At 40.2% G+C, this 16,916-nt stretch carries 16 protein-coding genes and 1 pseudogene; 7 read left to right on the top strand and 10 right to left on the bottom strand.

Features of this window, described 5'->3' with window-relative positions; all coding sequences use genetic code 11:
* Nucleotides 1-39: 39 nt before the first annotated feature.
* Together K8S13_RS02375 and K8S13_RS02370 are read left to right on the top strand one after the other, a co-directional pair.
* Nucleotides 40-1,311, top strand: a complete 1,272-nt coding sequence (locus K8S13_RS02375; RefSeq protein ID WP_291460131.1) for a glycosyltransferase family 4 protein — start codon at nucleotides 40-42, stop codon at nucleotides 1,309-1,311.
* Nucleotides 1,298-2,017, top strand: coding sequence for a class I SAM-dependent methyltransferase (locus K8S13_RS02370; protein WP_291460128.1), 720 nt, complete (start codon nucleotides 1,298-1,300; stop codon nucleotides 2,015-2,017). Before K8S13_RS02375 ends, K8S13_RS02370 begins: the two co-directional genes overlap by 14 nt.
* 29 nt (nucleotides 2,018-2,046) lie before the next feature.
* On the opposite strand, the gene K8S13_RS02365 is transcribed toward K8S13_RS02370, so the two are convergent.
* Nucleotides 2,047-2,445: a type II toxin-antitoxin system VapC family toxin gene (locus tag K8S13_RS02365; RefSeq protein WP_291460126.1), complete on the bottom strand. Its 399-nt coding sequence runs from the start codon at nucleotides 2,443-2,445 to the stop codon at nucleotides 2,047-2,049.
* On the bottom strand, nucleotides 2,427-2,672 hold the full coding sequence (locus K8S13_RS02360; protein WP_291460125.1) for a hypothetical protein: 246 nt from the start codon (nucleotides 2,670-2,672) through the stop codon (nucleotides 2,427-2,429). The genes K8S13_RS02365 and K8S13_RS02360 overlap by 19 nt, the downstream gene beginning before the upstream one ends.
* Nucleotides 2,673-2,909: 237 nt before the next feature.
* Here K8S13_RS02360 and K8S13_RS02355 point away from each other — a divergent pair, with 237 nt between their 5' ends.
* The 3 genes and pseudogenes from K8S13_RS02355 to K8S13_RS02345 all read left to right on the top strand — a co-directional run bounded on the left by K8S13_RS02355 (nucleotide 2,910) and on the right by K8S13_RS02345 (nucleotide 4,589).
* Entirely contained in the window at nucleotides 2,910-3,932 is a 1,023-nt protein-coding gene (locus K8S13_RS02355; RefSeq protein ID WP_291460123.1) for a ChaN family lipoprotein, read from the top strand.
* A 34-nt stretch (nucleotides 3,933-3,966) separates the two neighbouring features.
* Nucleotides 3,967-4,260, top strand: a pseudogene (locus K8S13_RS02350) (hypothetical protein); the annotation flags it as partial.
* Nucleotides 4,245-4,589 (top strand): alpha/beta hydrolase, encoded by a 345-nt coding sequence (locus K8S13_RS02345; RefSeq protein WP_291460120.1) that lies wholly within the window; start codon nucleotides 4,245-4,247, stop codon nucleotides 4,587-4,589. The pseudogene K8S13_RS02350 and the gene K8S13_RS02345, both read left to right, overlap by 16 nt.
* Before the next feature lie 63 nt (nucleotides 4,590-4,652).
* Here K8S13_RS02345 and K8S13_RS02340 read toward each other — a convergent pair whose 3' ends face one another.
* From K8S13_RS02340 to K8S13_RS02305, 8 genes are all read right to left on the bottom strand, one after another.
* Nucleotides 4,653-7,127, bottom strand: a complete 2,475-nt coding sequence (locus tag K8S13_RS02340) for a bacteriohemerythrin (RefSeq protein ID WP_291460118.1) — start codon at nucleotides 7,125-7,127, stop codon at nucleotides 4,653-4,655.
* A 216-nt stretch (nucleotides 7,128-7,343) separates the two neighbouring features.
* Entirely contained in the window at nucleotides 7,344-8,231 is an 888-nt protein-coding gene (locus K8S13_RS02335; RefSeq protein ID WP_291460116.1) for a phosphate/phosphite/phosphonate ABC transporter substrate-binding protein, read from the bottom strand.
* Between the two features lie 59 nt (nucleotides 8,232-8,290).
* On the bottom strand, nucleotides 8,291-8,851 hold the full coding sequence (locus K8S13_RS02330; RefSeq protein ID WP_291460114.1) for a response regulator: 561 nt from the start codon (nucleotides 8,849-8,851) through the stop codon (nucleotides 8,291-8,293).
* Nucleotides 8,852-8,993: 142 nt separating this feature from the next.
* Entirely contained in the window at nucleotides 8,994-9,452 is a 459-nt protein-coding gene (locus K8S13_RS02325) for a thioesterase family protein (RefSeq protein WP_291460112.1), read from the bottom strand.
* A 13-nt stretch (nucleotides 9,453-9,465) separates the two neighbouring features.
* Nucleotides 9,466-10,083 (bottom strand): class I SAM-dependent methyltransferase, encoded by a 618-nt coding sequence (locus K8S13_RS02320; RefSeq protein ID WP_367172511.1) that lies wholly within the window; start codon nucleotides 10,081-10,083, stop codon nucleotides 9,466-9,468.
* A complete protein-coding gene (locus tag K8S13_RS02315) occupies nucleotides 10,070-12,337 on the bottom strand; it encodes a DNA translocase FtsK (protein WP_291460111.1) in 2,268 nt (755 codons plus the stop codon). The genes K8S13_RS02320 and K8S13_RS02315 overlap by 14 nt, the downstream gene beginning before the upstream one ends.
* Complete coding sequence (locus K8S13_RS02310; RefSeq protein ID WP_291460110.1) at nucleotides 12,334-13,983, bottom strand: ribonuclease J; 1,650 nt, start codon at nucleotides 13,981-13,983, stop codon at nucleotides 12,334-12,336. Before K8S13_RS02310 ends, K8S13_RS02315 begins: the two co-directional genes overlap by 4 nt.
* 20 nt (nucleotides 13,984-14,003) lie before the next feature.
* The gene (locus tag K8S13_RS02305; protein WP_291460109.1) at nucleotides 14,004-14,336 is read right to left on the bottom strand and encodes a hypothetical protein; all 333 of its coding nucleotides are present in this window, start codon (nucleotides 14,334-14,336) and stop codon (nucleotides 14,004-14,006) included.
* A gap of 226 nt (nucleotides 14,337-14,562) precedes the next feature.
* Here K8S13_RS02305 and K8S13_RS02300 point away from each other — a divergent pair, with 226 nt between their 5' ends.
* Nucleotides 14,563-15,861 carry a radical SAM protein gene (locus K8S13_RS02300; RefSeq protein WP_291460108.1) on the top strand — a complete coding sequence of 433 codons (1,299 nt, stop codon included), beginning with the start codon at nucleotides 14,563-14,565 and terminating at the stop codon, nucleotides 15,859-15,861.
* 165 nt (nucleotides 15,862-16,026) lie between these two features.
* Nucleotides 16,027-16,916: TRAP transporter large permease subunit (locus K8S13_RS02295; RefSeq protein WP_291460106.1), on the top strand; the 890-nt coding region annotated here is incomplete at its 3' end.

The raw sequence follows: 16,916 nt of genomic DNA, 5'->3' as shown, positions 1-16,916 counted from the left end.
TCGCTGGTTCGATTCCAGCCGGGCGCACCAAATACACTCATGAATTCATCACTTAAAATAGGCCTTATCAGTTATCGGAGCAATCCCCACTGCGGCGGTCAGGGTGTCTATATCCGGCACTTGAGCCATGCCCTTTGTGACCTTGGGCATGATGTAGAAGTCATTGCAGGCCCGCCTGATCCCCTATTAAATAACCAGTTAAACAACAGGTTAAACAACAAGACAAATAACACTGTCACGCTCACCATGCTCAAGACCCTGGATCTTTATAATCCTGAAGATCTTTTCAGAACTCCACGTCTGGAGGAGCTCAAGGACCCCATCAACCTGATTGAATGGCTGGATATCTCCTTAATGGGCTACCCTGAACCCCTGACTTTTGGAATGCGGGTAAAAAAACACATCAAAGATACAAAAAAACAGTATGATATTATCCACGACAACCAGTGCCTGTCTTACGGTATTTTGTCCCTGGCAAAAAGAATGCCGGTTACTGCAACCATTCATCATCCCATGACAGTGGACCGAAGGCTTGCGGTTCAAAGTACAAAATCTTTTCTGAAAAAGGTCAAGGCTCTTCGATGGTATTCGTTTATCAGTATGCAGAAAAGAGTGGCAAAAAAACTGCCCTGTATTATCACGGTTTCAGAAAATTCCAAAAAGGATATTGCAAGAGAATTCAATATTCCTGAATCAAAATTTAAAACCATTCCCATTGGCATTGATACGGATAATTTTCATCCTTTGGACACTGTCAAAAAACAGCCCAACCGCATCATTGTCACCACTAGTGCGGACACTCCCTTAAAAGGACTGTATCATCTTCTTTTTGCAATAAAAGGCATATTGAAAACACGACCGGTCAAACTGGTGGTCATCGGCAGTCCCAAAAAAAACGGGGGCATTGAAAACCTGGTTAAAAAACTTGAGCTTGGACAACACATCACATTTACCGGCCGAATCGGCCATGAACAATTTGTCAGAGAATATGCCAAGGCCGGCATTGCGGTTGTACCGTCTTTATATGAAGGCTTCGGACTTCCGGTGGGAGAAGCCATGGCCTGTCGAATTCCGGTGATCTGCACCACAGGAGGAGCCTTGCCGGAAGTTGCCGGAGATGCGGCAAAGCTTGTACCACCGGCCAATGCAAAAGCATTGGAAAAGGCTATTTTAGAACTGCTGGACGATCCTTCCCAGTGTGAAGCGCTTGCCCAGAAAGGATACCAGCGGGTATTAAAAGAATTTACCTGGGAAAAAACCGCCATAAAAACCGTTGAAGCTTATAAAGAGATTATCAATGATTACCATTGATTTTAATCAACTTGATATTCATCCCAATGACAGAATCCTTGATATCGGATGCGGTGAAGGCCGGCATACCATCAAGGCCTGCCGGCAAAAAAAAACCCTGTGCGTTGGAGGGGATTTCGGTTTTAAAAATCTTATTGAAACACAAAAAAAAATAAGGTTTCACCAGGGTCTCAATGATCTTTGCTGCAAAAGTATTGATCTTTCCTGTATGGATGTTACAAACCTGCCGTTTAAAAACAGCAGTTTTGATATTGTCATCTGTTCGGAAGTCCTGGAACATATCCCGGATGATAAAAGAGCCCTGTCCGAGCTTGTCAGAATTTTAAAGCCTGGAAAAATTCTTGCTGTCAGTGTTCCAAGATTTTGGCCGGAAAAAATCTGCTGGCTTTTATCCGATGAATATTTTAATGCCAACATGGGACATGTAAGAATTTATAAAAAAGCTTCCTTGATCAAGGTCATTGAATCCTTTGGTGTAAGGTATTTTTTCTCTCATTATGCCCACAGTATCCACAGCCCGTTCTGGTGGCTCAAATGCCTTGTCGGACCCAACAGGACAGATTCAAAACTGGTAAACCTTTATCACAGGCTGCTGGTTTGGGATCTTATGAAAAAACCGAAATTCACTGCATTTATTGATAAACTGCTCAACCCCCTCCTCGGGAAAAGCCTGGTTCTCTATTTTAAAAAAGATTCAATTTTTTGATTAATCTTTTCCTGAAAAGTACTTAATGTTCAAATCGTATTTACATGTGGATAATCATTAATTTTTTCATCTGCTGTCAACAACAGCATATTGTGATGGCGTGCAGATGCAACAATGATCTGATCAGCCGGGTCTTTGTGAAATTTTCCAGGGAGAATAGTTGATTCTAATGAGACATCAACACAAAGCGGTATGATTTCAATGAATGGTGAACGGGTCGCCTTTTTAAGCCAGTCCCGAATAGGAATTGATAAAATTAATTTTCCTAAAGAAACCTTTTTGGCAACATCCCAAATACTTATAGCCGATAAATAAAAAGGATAATTTTGTTTATCTGAAACAACAGGCTTAATTTTTTTTGGAAGAGAATGAAAATCTTCAACCATCCACAACCAGATATTTGTATCAATCAGGTATTTTCGCTGCAAACGTCCCAATCCTCCTCACCTAGAGGTTCATCCCATTTGTCTGAATATGAAATAGTTCCCTGTAAACAATTAAGAAATTCTCCCGGGTCGGCTTTTTCAGTAAAAGGCGGCTGAACAACCGCTATGATTTTGCCACGTCTGGTGACCTGGATAATTTCATTTAGTTCTTCAATGGAACGAAATATTTGGGAACATTTGGCTTTAAATTCACTTACTGCAATTTTCATGGTCATATCTCCTGTCCATTTGACTAACTATATAGTCAAGAATAAAACATGAATAAAAAATTGTCAATTACAAATAGAAAAAAATTTCAAAGGGTAATATGCAAAAGGGTAATATGCACTTGCATTAGAATTATGGGGCTGATAACCTTTAGGTCACACGTAAACAACAAAATCATGTGCTTTTGATTGTACGACAATCGGGGTCTAACCACCTCACATGAGACATGGAGACCCACAATGAATCGACTGTTTTTTCTTTTCCTGATTTTTTTTGCCATATCCATCATTCAATCCTGTGCCACAACGAAAAAATCAATGATGAGAAACGATCCTCTTATCGGAAAAATAATTAACACACAATCAAGCCGACCTATAGATTTTGAATCCCTGATCAAGGATATCAGCACCTATGATGTGATCTATCTTTCTGAAAAACATGATAATCCCGAGCAGCATCATATCCAGCAGAGAGTCATTCGCCGTTTGATTGAAACCGGTTTAAACCCCTTCATTGGATTTGAATTTTTTTCCATGGATAATACACCAGACCTGCTCAATTTTGTTGATTCCGGAAAAGTAAGTCATTCAAAAAAAATAGAAAAAATTATTGAGGCCGACCTGAGAAAAAAACTGGGATGGGATACCCAGTCAGACAAAATGTGGCGTTACTATTTTGATCTTTTAAGCATTGCAAAAAAAGAAAAGCTCCAGGTGGCAGGGATTGATCTTCCCGGCACATTGAAAAAAAGAATTACACGAAAAGGAATCAATGGTATCACCCCCATTGAAAAAGACCAGCTCTTCTCAACCCAATTGTCTGATGAGGCATACAAAGATTACATGTTTTCCATCTTTAAATCGGTTCACTGCGGTATGGGTCATGAAAAAATGCAGTCAAGACTGTATGATACCTGGGTGGCAAGAAATGACAAAATGGCACACTCCATCACCCGACTGTATAAACATGGCAAAGGACCCATAGTCATCATTATCGGCGGCGGCCATACCGAGTACGGCCTGGGTGTAATTAACAGGGTTGCCGCAATCGACAAGACCATTAAGCAGGTCAACATCGCCTTAAGGGAAATCAGTGTAAAACCATCTGAGTTACCAGACTATATTCTGCCTTTGGAGCTGGAGGGGTTTGAAAAGGTTCCCCCGGCAGACTACCTTTGGTTTACCCAGAGAGTCTCCTATGCAGACCCCTGTGAAGAATTCAAAAAATCTTTACAAAAAATGAAAAAATCTTCAGAGAATTAAAAAACAATTGACATATTAAAATGATCCTGATTTTTTCAGCCTTTTTTTTGAAGGATTTGCCGTTGCAAGACATAGCCGGATTGTAAACCGCGAACTGACAATACTTTATGGAAAATTCAGAAAGGCTCTTGAAACCTGTTTTGAAAAAGCAAAAGAACAAAAAATTATCAATCCGGGTCTCCCCGTGGAAGCACTTGCCGCCATCATCACCGGGATGATTGACGGTATGGGGCTTCAGCTTTTAACAGAACCTGCTTTAAGTCAAAATCTTATCATCTGGGAAAGTATTGAAAAGGCCATTGTTGACCTGCTTTGCAGGGACCGGTAGTCGAAAAAAATTTTATTACTCCTGAAGTGATTGATATTTTCAGAACTCCCTGGATCAACTCAAAAAAAGGGAAAAAGGCATTTTCAAGAACCATTAAAATGCCGCCTTACCAAATGGTTGAACCCAAAGAGGCGCTTCAAAAAATCAAATCCCCCACCCTGATACTCTGGGGAAAAAATGATTTCTTTTTTCCTTTTAAAATTGCACGACAACTTCATAAGAATATCAAGAATTCAACACTTGTCTGCGTGGATAAGGCAGGACATTTTTTACAGGAAGAACAGCCTGAATTCATAGTTGGGCAAATCATCTCATTTTTAAAAAAGTAAAGAAATAAGTTGTCAGATTGAGTGGAGTCATGCAAAGCTAATCTCTTGTGCCGCCTAAATATTCTACATTTTCCCTTTTAAAAAGGCGACATACTCTTTATCAATTTTCATGATATGATTTTTCAGCCAGTCTGTCAGAAAATTCATCAGATCCATTGTCAACGCAGCATTACCTTCATCGAATTGAATTTTGAAGTCCACTACCTGATTCACAAGCTCTTTATGAATTTTCATATGATCTGTTTTTTCGGGGTATCCATATTTTTCAAACAAGCTTTCTTCATGAACAAAATGGTAACTTGTATAATCAGCCAGTTCCTTCAGAATCTCACCTGCTTTTTGGCTGCCCTTTTTCAATTTCATGGCTTTGTGCAGCTGGTTGATCAGGGAGACCAGTTCTTTATGCTGGTCATCAATTTTATCAATTCCAAGAATCAATTTGGGCCCCCAGGACATAAGATCCGGAATATCATTTTCCGATATATCCGAGCTGTCATCATATTGGGCATCTGTGACTGAAACCTTGAAAACGCTTATCATATCCCTTAATTTTGAGGATAAACTGGACAAATCCACAGCACTTTGATTCATTTGTGTACTTTTTTTCGACATATCTTCTGCCACTGCATTAACCCCGGAAATATCCTTGGCAATTTCCGAAGATACTTGGGAACTCTGAGTAACATTTTCATTGACATCAACAATACCTGTTGATGCCTGTTCTATGTTTTGTGCAACTTCCGTAGCGCTTGCAGACTGTTCTTCGACGGCTGCAGCAATGGTGGTAACGATTTCGTTAACATCAGAAATAACTTCTGATATCTTTGTTACATCCAGAACCGTATCATCGGTGGAATCTTGTATTCCGACAATTTTTTCTTTAATATCCTTAGTTGCCTGGGCAGTTTGCCCTGCAAGGCTTTTGATTTCTCCTGCCACCACGGCAAATCCTTTGCCTGCCTCACCGGCTCTAGCCGCTTCAATGGTCGCATTGAGGGCCAAAAGATTGGTTTGTGCTGCAATATCTGTAATGACTTCGGTCACTTTGGAAACTTCCTTTGCGGCGGCACCTAAAAGTGTGACGCGTTGTGATGCTTTGTCAGCCTGGGTTGCTGCATCGCTTGAGATGCTTCTTGCCCGGTCACAATTTGTAGCTACTTCACCAAGAGTTGCCTGCATTTGCGACGCCGAATCTGCAACCATGCCGATATTGGTGGATGCCTGTTCACTTGCGGCGGCCACAGAATTCATGTTTGAACTCATTTCCTCTGATGCGGCAGCCACTGTACTTGCCTTGTCAGATAAATCTTCTGCTCCATCAGATATCTGTTCGGAGACTGAGAGCATTTCACCGGAGGCAGCTGTAACTGTTTCTGCATTTGCACCAATATTCACAATAATATTGTTCAGCCGTTCAATGAATGCGTTAAACCATGTTGCCAATTCTCCCAGCTCATCCCTGGTCTTAATTTCAAGCCGCTGGGTTAAATCGCCTTCGCCGGTTGCAATATTTTTTAATCCGGACGTGATTCGTGCCAACGGATTGAATACAAGAAACTTGAACAAAAACCAACTGCTTATAAAAATAAGAAAACAGCAGAGGGCACCGAAGAGCCATATTTTATTTTTTGTTTGATTCTTTACCTGTGCGCTGAACAATAAAATGCTTGATCCAATTTTCTGGACAGCTGTTTCATTCTTTTTTGAAATTTGGGCAATAATTTTCCTCATACTGTCTTTTACTTTTAAAGACTCATTTTCCAGGATGGATTCTATTTTTTCTGAATTTTCTTTGATAAGAGAGTCAAAGTTTGAAGACATTTCTTCCGTTTTCTGATGAACGCTTGTCTTATTCATACAAAGTAAAAGATATCCCAAATCTTTTCCATCCAGTTCCATTTTTTTATTAACAATAAAAACGGCAGGATCATTCTTGGAAGCTGAAATGACTTTCTGGTACTTTCTTTTACCTTCACCTGTTATGATATAGTCTTTGATTTTCTTTTTGCTTTTATCAAAATATCTTACATATGGTTTACCATCGGGTTTAAAGTACATGGCATAGACAACATTCTCATTTGAACCGGCTGACTTGGTATAGGATATGAGTGCAGTTAAATCATTGTTTAGAATGGCAGACGGTGCGACTTGTACCAGCAGAGTTGCCAGAGATTGAGTGCTCTCTTCCAGAGTGATAATCCATTCATTGGCAATTTTATTTTTTTCTTTTGATAAAGCAGAATTACTGGATTGAGTCAGCAGGTCAGAGGCTGTTTTGGACATCTCTATCAAATACTTGCTGACATCATCATTCATTTTTGTAAAATCCTGCCCAACAGTCTTGTTCGACTCAGAAAGCAATCCACTGATCTGTGTTCCCATGTTATTCAAAAAATTGCTCTGGGAGTTAATGATGACCAATGAGAGACCCATTAGTGAAATGGCAAGTACCAGTGTGAGGGGTACCAAAAGTTTTAGACCAAGGCTTGTAATCGCCTGGCGAGTGATTGCTTTCTTATCAGTTTTGGTTTCCATCATTTCATTCTTTTCCTGTATTTGAACGTGGCGAGGAATAAATTATCTGTTCAACTTCCCTCATTGATTAAAATTTTCATACATTGTTGTGACAGCTTGTCATGTCACTGCGGCAATGGTGAAATTGAGATTCACGAATATTGTAAGGATCTTCAATTCCACCATAAGAAATCACCAAGTCAGACTGAGTGTCCATACTATCATGGGACACTGTGTTTTCTATTTGTAGGCGCCTATTTTCAACTTGCTTTGTAACTCTTCGACACCTTGATAATCCAGGGCATTTGTCCACCCTACTATTTTTGCATCCTTTGCAGCTTTGTCAGTTGTTTTTAATTGCTTCAATGCAGCGACCACTTTTTCAGCGATTTGATCAGACGTCCCTTTTATTTTAGCAATAGGCCATTCAGGGTAGAGGGCCGTACTGCATACAAATGGAAAATCTTCATATTTTTTTGAATTGATAATTTTAAACTCCGATAGTTCGACAAGCCCTGACGCAGCCATTCTTTCAAGTGTGTCTGTCCTGACTGTGCCTGCTTCCACCACACCATTTTGAACAGCAAGAACAACGTTATCATGTTTGCCGCCAAAGTCAAGTTTTGAAAAATCCTTAAAAGGATCAATCTTCTGATTGAGCAACTCCATATACGCCATCTGCCATCCGCCGAAGGAAGATTTCTTTACCGCCATAAATGTTTTTCCCGGCAAATCACCCATTGAATTTATATCGTCATTTTCTTCGCTGGTAAAAATAACACCGCCAAATGATTTTAAAGGTTTACCTTGCCTGGAGTTGATCATGGTCGCAATGGCCTTGGCACCAAATTTTACCTTTGCTGTTATGAACATTGACGAATTGACCAGAAAGAAATCCACATCACCTTTTTCAATAGCAGGGAATACGGCATCAAAATCAAGGGGTACGATTTCAAAATTGCCGTCAACTTTGGCTGACAAATATTCCCCGGTACTTTTCCACATTTTGAGTGCTTTTACAGGACCGTTTTTTGCCAGAACACCAATCTTGTAGTTGCCCTCTGCAAAACAAAAATTACTAAAGAACATAATAGCCATGACAATAATACTAATAGCCATTTTTTTCATAATGATACCTCCTGTTAAAATATAAAATTTTCATGTGAAAAACAGAACGTTTAACACGTTCATTTTAATAGCTTTTCGACCTGGTTAATTATTTCTTCCATTGAACATGGTTTGCTCAAAAAAGCATCCGCGCCCAAAGAAATAACTTTGTCCCTATTCTCCTTTGTACCATACCCTGTCATTATTAAAACCTTGATCTTGTTTGTGGATGGGTTTTCTTTTATAGTTTTACATACTTGAAACCCATCTGCTTTTGGCATAAATAAATCTAAGATGACGAGATGCGGTTTAAATTCAATGATTTTGATGCCTGCTTCAAAACCGTCTGAAGCAAGCTCTATCTCTATAAAAACTCCACTCAGTACTATCTTTAAATATTCTTGTAGGGCAATATCATCATCAACGATTAAGATTTTGGTTTTCTTCTCCTCAAGTTCATCTATTTCAATAGGCATTTGGTTCTTTTCTAAAAAAAACTTTAAGTCTTCAATTAAAATACGATTATGACCTCCAGGGGTGCTGTATGATTTAATTTTTCCTGATGTAACCCACCTATTGATAGTGGATCTGTTTACAGAACATATTTTTGCAACTTGAGATATAGAAAAATATTTTTTCATGATAACATTACCATAGTTTGCCTCGAATAGCTCGAATTATTTAATTCGTTTGCATCAAATGCAACATTTATACACAAATAAATTAATTATTTCAACCTCTACACATGAAAAATTATTTATTTTTCCTAATAAAAGGAAGACCTCAACCAATGAGATAAGTTGCGGTACCTGTGGCAATCCGGATTTCTTTTTCGTTATAGAGATCTATTTTGGTAACTACAATTCTGGAACCCGCTCGAATGATCCTGCTTTTGCATTGGAATGAGTGGCCTTTACCCGGCCGTAAATAATCTACGCGCATATCTATGGTGGCAGAGGATGCTAATTTTTTTCCGATGACATCAAGGGATTTGCCTTCATGAAATTTTGCACAGGATAATAGCGCTGATAGTCCCCCGGTTAAATCAATAACAGAGGCTGTCACACCTCCATGAAGGATTCCAATGGTTGGATTTCCAATCAAATCCTTTGTCATATTAAAGCTTGTGACGGCATTACCGGTTTTATAGTCCAAAAGATCAATATCAATACCCAGAACCTTGTTAAAAGGGAGCATTTCAAGATAATATTCTTTTATTTTTTCAAGAACAGATTCTATCATGGCAATTTATTCCTTATTTTCTTTTCAAAACCCCTAATGTTTTCGTCATTTCAAGCTCTTCATAATCTCCGGATTCGAGGGCGATTTTGTAGACCTGCCAGGGGGCCTGCCCTCCTTTTTCAGGATCCTTGAAAATATCATGGATTACCAGAAATCCATTGGATTTAATATGGCAGGCCCAGGTCAGATAATCATTACGAGCTGCCTCAAAGGAGTGTCCGCCATCTATAAACAGCATTGAAATGGGTGTTTTCCACATTTTACCGGCAATGTTTGAAGCTGCAACAATGGGTACCACCGTACTTTCAAGGAATGTCCTGGTAATTGTTTCCTGAAAAAAAGGAAATGTATTTACTCTTGATAATTTCGGATCAAACAGATCCGGATCAAAATATTCCTCATGGGGCTGCTGCTCCTCCGATCCCTTATGATGATCAATGGAAAACAGGATGGAATTTTTTTCTTTGCATGCAAATCCGATAATATAGGCGGATTTGCCACAATAACTTCCTATTTCAAGGATGGGGCCGTTTGCTGCAGCATTAAGGGCAATACTGTAAAGCCTTTTGGCTTCATCATCATCCATAAAACCCCTGATGCTGTCCCATACATCAAAATCAATCTTCATCATAACTTCTGACAAGTACTTCTCGGGGTTTGGAACCGATCTGGGGACCGACAATCCCCTCGTGTTCCATCATTTCAACCAGCCGTGCCGCCCGATTATAACCAATGCGAAGACGACGCTGTACAAAAGAGATAGATGCCTGTCTCGTCTTGGTCACCAGGCTTACGGCCTCATCATATTTTTCATCATAGTCAGACTCATCAGACTCTTCGCCCTCATCATCACTATTACCGATTGTAATCTCTTCAATATAATCCGGTTCTTTCTGATCTTTTAAAAATTTCGTAACCCGGGCAATCTCTTTTTCAGAAATATAGGCACACTGAATTCTGACAAGTTTTCCTGTCCCGGGTGGACAGAAGAGCATATCACCGTTTCCCAGAAGGCTCTCAGGGCCCCCGCCGTCAAAAATCGTTCTGGCATCCACCTTGGAAGACACCTGAAATGAAATCCGGGTGGGAAAATTGGCTTTAATACTGCCTGTGAGCACGTCAACAGAAGGTCTCTGGGTGGCGATGATCAAATGAATTCCGGCAGCCCTCGCCATCTGGGCAAGTCTTGTCAATGCAAATTCCACATCTTTTGAGGCCACCATCATAAGATCTGCCAGCTCATCCACGATCACAACAATATAGGGAAGTTTTTCCAACTGCTCTTCGTCGGCCTCATCCGATTCATATGAGTCTTTACTCTTTGCCTTGTTTTTCGCTGCCACCATATTGTTATACTGGACAATATTTCTAAATCCTGTCTGTTCTAAGAGTTCATACCGGCGTTCCATCTCTCTTACCGCCCAGAAAAGGGCGTTGGTTGCCTTTTTCATATCGGTCACCACAGGGGAAATTAAATGGGGAATATCATTATACACGGAAAGCTCAATCCTTTTGGGATCAATCATGATCATTTTAATATCCTCGGGTGTGCCTTTGTACAACAGACTGATAATCATTGTGTTTAACCCCACACTCTTGCCTGTTCCTGTGGCACCGGCGATCAACAGATGGGGCATGGAATCCATTTTTGTCACCATGGGCCTTCCCAGAAGGTCTTTTCCCAATCCCAAAGTTAATAAAGAGGCAGACTCTATAAAATCTTTTGAGGCCACCAACTCCCTTAAATTAACGTTTTCCCTTTCTTCGTTGGGAATCTCAATCCCCACCACATCCCGGCCCGGAATGGGTGCGACGATTCTAATGCTTATGGCACTCAAGGCCAGGGCCAGATCATTGGACAAACCGGCGATTTTACTGATCTTGATTCCGGATGCCGGTTTATATTCAAAGGTTGTAATCACCGGCCCCGGTAATATTTCAACCACCTCTCCGAACACGTTAAAGTCATTGAGTTTATTTTCCAGAATTTTAGCTTTCTCTTTCAGCAGGTCTGTATCAATATTTTTTTCAATCTTCTGTTTCTCATCTAAAAATGAAATCAGCGGTAGATTAAATTCAACTTTTTCCCGAATATCCATAAATTCCACATCCGGTTTAAAGTCTGAATCGTCTTCCTCCAATTCCTTTATGATCGGTTCAAAAATATTTTCAGGTTCCGGCAATTCTTCTCTTTGGAGAATCTTTTCAGGAAGTTTAATGATGGCATCTTCCTTAACCGATACAGGGGTGATATCAATTTGCTTTTTGGCCTGCTCTCTTTTTTCCTGCCATTTACTGTATTGTTCTTTAAAAAAATCAATAAACTCCTGAAAATCTTCTCTCATGATTTTCAAAAGATCCATAATTTTCTGCCTTAAAAACAGCCCCATAGAAATGATGGATATCCCTGTGGCAAGGATAAAACCAATGATCAGAAAAAACGTGAGGATGATGATACAGCCGGTGATATTGGTATATTTTAATAAAAATGAAGTGAACGTGATGCCAATAATACCGCCGGATGAAATAATTGTACCCAAAACCGGATAGTCGTCTTTAAAAAGAAAGAGCATACCGCCGGTGCAAATCATTAAAAACAAACCGCCCAGCAGTGTCAGCCAAATTATTTTTAACGATCTTCCCTTTAATAACCAGACACTGATAAACCCTAAGATAACCGGAATCCAAAATGCCCCTAACCCGAACAGGAAAATAAAAAAACCGGCAACATGGGCGCCTAAAAGCCCGAAGGCGTTGTGAATATTATCCGGAATGGTAAAAAACTCGTTCCCCGCACAGGGATCTGAAATATGATAGGAAAAAAGGCTGACCGCGGTTAAGACGATGAGGAAAAAAAACAGAATGCCATAAAGTTCTTTTTTCATACTTCAATAATTACCGGTACAATTAAGGGCCTGCGGCCTATGGTAAACGCAAAATATTGTTTCAGGGCTTTTTGCAGTTTTTTTCTTATCAGTTCAACCCGGGATTCAATGCCCGACTCTATCTCTTCCACAATTTCAAGAATAACACACTGGGCATCATCAACCAGGTATCCTGTAGATGAATCAAAAACAAACCCTTTTGAAATCAATTCAGGGCCGTAAAGGACAACGCCTGTCTCCTCATCAATGACCATGGTGACAACAACCAGCCCGCCTTCGGAAAGTTCCCGCCTCTCCTTTAAAACGCTTCTTCCCACATCACCGATACCTTTACCGTCCACAAGGATTCTACCGGTACGAACACGGCCCTCTATTCTGCCGCCATCCTTATCAAAGGCAATGACCTTTCCATCTTCGGCTACCATGACATTTTCTCTTGGCATACCCAGCTTTTCAGCGAGTCTGGCATGGACCACCAGATGACGGTATTCTCCGTGAATAGGAATGAAATATTCTGGTTTGGTCAAACGCAGCATCAATTTCAGCTCTTCCTGATGGGCATGGCCCGAGGTATGGATCTGTGCAATTTTTGAATACACCACGTCCGCACCTCTCCGGTACAGCTTGTTGATCATGTTGGCAATGGCTTTTTCATTCCCCGGGATATCTTTGGATGACAGGATCACACTGTCACCCTTTTTAATCTTAATATGCTTATGTATACCCGAGGCCATCCTTACCAGGGCCGACATTGGTTCCCCCTGGCTGCCCGTAGTGATAACAACAACTTCATCGTCCCTGAATTTACCGATCTGTTTTATATCCAGAATGGTATGAGGAGGACACTGGATGTGCCCAAGTTCAGTGGCCACTGCAACAATTTGCTCCATACTCCGGCCATTAAAAATGACCTTACGATGACTGCGGACGGCTATATCAACCACCTGCTGTATCCTGAACACATTTGAGGCAAAGAGAACAACAATCACCCTGCCGGTTGCGGCAGCAATCAATTTTTCAAGATTTTTTGCTACTTTCTGCTCAGACATTGTATAGCCTTCAACTTCAACATTTGTGGAGTCCGAAAACAGTGCCAGAACCCCTTTTTCACCAAATTTTGCAAAACTTGAGATATCTGTGCTCTTCATCTTATCAGCATCATGACTGATTCTGAAATCACCGGTATGAATAATCACACCTTCAGGGGTTTTTATGGCAAGCCCGACACCATCAACTGTGCTGTGGCAGACGCGAATAAATTCTATTTCAAAGGGATCTATTGAAAGGGTTTCCCCTGGATTGACAAGATTTAAATCAATATATTTATTGAGATCAAACTCAATGAGCTTATTTCTGACAATCCTCAAGGTAAAGGCCGTACCATATACAGGAAGTCTGATTTCTTTTAACAGGTAAGGCAAAGCCCCGATGTGATCCTCATGGGCGTGGGTAATGATGATGCCCTGAACTTTGTCACGATTTTCCCTGATATAATCCATGGCCGGGATCACGATATCCACACCCAGCATATAGTCTTCAGGGAACATAAGCCCTGCATCAATAATGAATATGACATCATCATATTCAACCACCATCATATTAAGACCGATTTCGCCAAGCCCGCCAAGGGGAATAATTTTAAGCATTTGGATTTCCTAGAGTATGATTAAATGCGAATGTCAAGTTTTTCAAGAATCGCATCTGCCTGATCAATGAGCCAGTCACGTTGTTCCCTTGTTGCATAATCCATGCAATCGCATTTTATATTTTTTTTAATTCTTACAAGAAATTCACAAGACAGGTAAGTTTCTTCCAGCATCAATGCAAAGACATGGGGATGGCACTCTTCATGCTCTTTTTGAATGGGTGTCAACAATTGCCTGTCCAGTTCAAGCCAGTAAATCCCGCCAAGGGGCGAGGATTTCAAATATTTATCCAGATAAGCTTTTAATTTTACATAATCCTTAAGCCGCAACCCATCTATTAGATACTGTTTCATACCGAACCTAATTAGCACACATCTGTTGCGATATGCAAGGGTATTGATCATAAATAAAGGGGATCAAAAAGAGGAAAGAATCAATAGCATGATACTACAAAATCAAAAAAACATCTATTATTACATTAAAGCCTTTAATCTGATTTGAGAGACAGGCACTGCAATTTTTTTTAAGAAAACATTGCCAAATGATGAATTCAATTGTAAACAACAGAGCATAAAAATAATGGAAACTATTGATACTTTGAAAATAAAAAATCATAAAACCCGGATCTTTAAAAATCGGGATCTTTCAATTGAGTTGAACTGCCATGGGAACAATGAATATATAAAGGTCAGTTACCCCGTAAAATACGGTCTTTTTTCAAGACTTGAAACCAAAAATCATATTTTTGAATTCAATCTCAATCATGAACTCAGACATGCAAAATCAAAAAAAAAAGCTTGGATACATCCGTCTGAATGGCTTAAGCGAACCATGGGAAATGACTGGATCTATTATTCCACCGGTGGATACTCAGGCGTGTATGAAGCTCTGGGCGAATATTATCTGCCCAATCTGATGTATCCGACAAATTCTTTGCTCGGGGGCAAACCCTTTAAAGAGAATGAAATAGATATTATTGTCAAAAACTGGCATCAAATTATAGCGCAATTGCCGGACACGGGTTTACCAGACCCGATTTCTCGATGGATTTGGGCCATAAAACAGCAAACACCTAAAGGATTGCACAAAAAAGCCCAAAAGCTTTTTGACATATCCGGATCAAGGGTGACAGTGATGCCGCCCGATGCCCGGCATGTTGACTATAATATTATCCCCCTAAATATTTCTGACGGGTGCCTGTATAAATGCCGATTTTGCAAAGTGAAAAACAAAAAAAAATTCTCTATTCGATCAAACCATAATATTAACAACCAGATCAAACACCTCAAACAATTGTATGATAAGGACCTTGTCAATTTCAATGCCTTGTTTTTAGGGGAGCATGATGCATTAAATGCTCCTTGTGAACTGATCCTGGATACAGTGCAGCATGCCTATGATGCATTTGAGTTTCAATCATCGGTTATGAAAAAGAGTTTCCTTTTTATATTTGGTAGTGTTGACTCTTTTTTAAATGCAGACAAGATCCTTTTTGAAACGCTCAATCGCCTTCCCTTTCAAACCTTTATTAATATCGGACTTGAATCATATGACCAGGCAACCTTGGACCTTCTTGGCAAACCGCTGACCCCAAAAAAAGTGGCCCATGCATTTAAAAAAATACAGGCCATAAACAATACAGCCTCCAATATAGAAATCTCCTGCAATTTTGTCATGGATGAAACGCTTTCTAATGCCCACTATACGGCATTAATGACCCTGGTCAGGGAAAGCGTCAACAAAACAAAACCCAAAGGATGTATCTACCTGTCTCCATTGAAATTCGGCAGCCCCTCCCGGCAAGTGCTCTATGATTTTTATAAGTTGAAGTCCTTAAGCCGGTTTCCCACGTTTTTATATCTGATCCAGCGGCTATGAAACGTTTGATTCAGATATTAATCTAAAAATTTGAGTACTTGTTGGATTTGTTATTGAAATTACTGATCTATCTATTGTAAGGTAGATAATTAGAATCTTAATAAAAACATACTTGTTTGTTTGATCATTACTTTTTTTTAATTAAAAAAAGGAGTGTATATTTGTATGTTGGGGCTTAAAGCAAAACTATCGGCTCAGGATATCCTGAAAAAAGAAGTGGGTGAAACCAGGACACTGGGAAAATTTGAGCTTGGGTTAATTACTGCTATCGCCGTATCATGGGCTCTGTTTCAGCTTTCCCTTGCTGGTTTTTTCATCCTGAACAGCACCTACGAAAGGGCAATCCACCTTGCATTTGCAATCTCACTTCTATTCCTCACAAGCCCCTGCATTAAAATACCTCTGAAAAAATTATCATTTTTATCTGCCACAACCCATATACCTGTCATAGATTATATCTTAGCCGTTACGGCTTCTCTTGCAGCACTCTATCTTGCCTTTGATTATGAAGGAATCGGCATGCGGCTGGGGATGCCTCTTTTAAGGGATTTGGTTTTCGGTGTTGTGCTCGTTATACTGCTCCTTGAGGCTGCCCGAAGAATCATCGGGCCTGCCTTGCCTATCATTGCCATCGTTTTTACAGGGTATGCTTTTCTAGGACCGCATATGCCTGATTTTATGGCATTCAAAGGGGTTTCACTGACAAAATATCTAAGCAATATAACCCTTTCCACAGAAGGTATTTATGGTATTCCCCTTGGTGTATCTTCATCAATCGTATATCTTTTTGTGCTCTTAGGTGCCCTGTTGGATAAAGCAGGAGCAGGACGATTTTTTACAGACCTGGCTCTGTCTTTTCTTGGCAGATACAAGGGAGGGGCTGCCAAGGCAGCTGTTGTGGCCAGCGGTGCCACCGGGCTTATTTCAGGTTCAAGTATTGCCAATATTGTTACCACAGGCCCATTTACCATACCTTTGATGAAAAAAATCGGCTACCCTGCTAAAAAGGCCGCAGCAATCGAGGTCGCTTCAAGCACGGATGGCCAGATCATGCC

This window comes from Desulfobacula sp., from assembly GCF_021107415.1.
The sequence above is the reverse complement of the archived record's forward strand: the minus strand, read 5'-3'. Positions and strand labels throughout refer to the sequence as shown.

What these genes read in the sequence shown, in the direction of transcription:
- K8S13_RS02315 (WP_291460111.1), bottom strand. Translation starts at nt 12,337, where the DNA reads ATGAAAAAAGAACTTTATGGCATTCTGTTTTTTTTCCTCATCGTCTTA.
- K8S13_RS02305 (WP_291460109.1), bottom strand. Translation starts at nt 14,336, where the DNA reads ATGAAACAGTATCTAATAGATGGGTTGCGGCTTAAGGATTATGTAAAA.
- K8S13_RS02310 (WP_291460110.1), bottom strand. Translation starts at nt 13,983, where the DNA reads ATGCTTAAAATTATTCCCCTTGGCGGGCTTGGCGAAATCGGTCTTAAT.
- K8S13_RS02375 (WP_291460131.1), top strand. Translation starts at nt 40, where the DNA reads ATGAATTCATCACTTAAAATAGGCCTTATCAGTTATCGGAGCAATCCC.
- K8S13_RS02330 (WP_291460114.1), bottom strand. Translation starts at nt 8,851, where the DNA reads ATGAAAAAATATTTTTCTATATCTCAAGTTGCAAAAATATGTTCTGTA.
- K8S13_RS02370 (WP_291460128.1), top strand. Translation starts at nt 1,298, where the DNA reads ATGATTACCATTGATTTTAATCAACTTGATATTCATCCCAATGACAGA.
- K8S13_RS02355 (WP_291460123.1), top strand. Translation starts at nt 2,910, where the DNA reads ATGAATCGACTGTTTTTTCTTTTCCTGATTTTTTTTGCCATATCCATC.
- K8S13_RS02340 (WP_291460118.1), bottom strand. Translation starts at nt 7,127, where the DNA reads ATGATGGAAACCAAAACTGATAAGAAAGCAATCACTCGCCAGGCGATT.
- K8S13_RS02320 (WP_367172511.1), bottom strand. Translation starts at nt 10,083, where the DNA reads ATGATGAAGATTGATTTTGATGTATGGGACAGCATCAGGGGTTTTATG.
- K8S13_RS02360 (WP_291460125.1), bottom strand. Translation starts at nt 2,672, where the DNA reads ATGAAAATTGCAGTAAGTGAATTTAAAGCCAAATGTTCCCAAATATTT.
- K8S13_RS02335 (WP_291460116.1), bottom strand. Translation starts at nt 8,231, where the DNA reads ATGAAAAAAATGGCTATTAGTATTATTGTCATGGCTATTATGTTCTTT.
- K8S13_RS02325 (WP_291460112.1), bottom strand. Translation starts at nt 9,452, where the DNA reads ATGATAGAATCTGTTCTTGAAAAAATAAAAGAATATTATCTTGAAATG.
- K8S13_RS02300 (WP_291460108.1), top strand. Translation starts at nt 14,563, where the DNA reads ATGGAAACTATTGATACTTTGAAAATAAAAAATCATAAAACCCGGATC.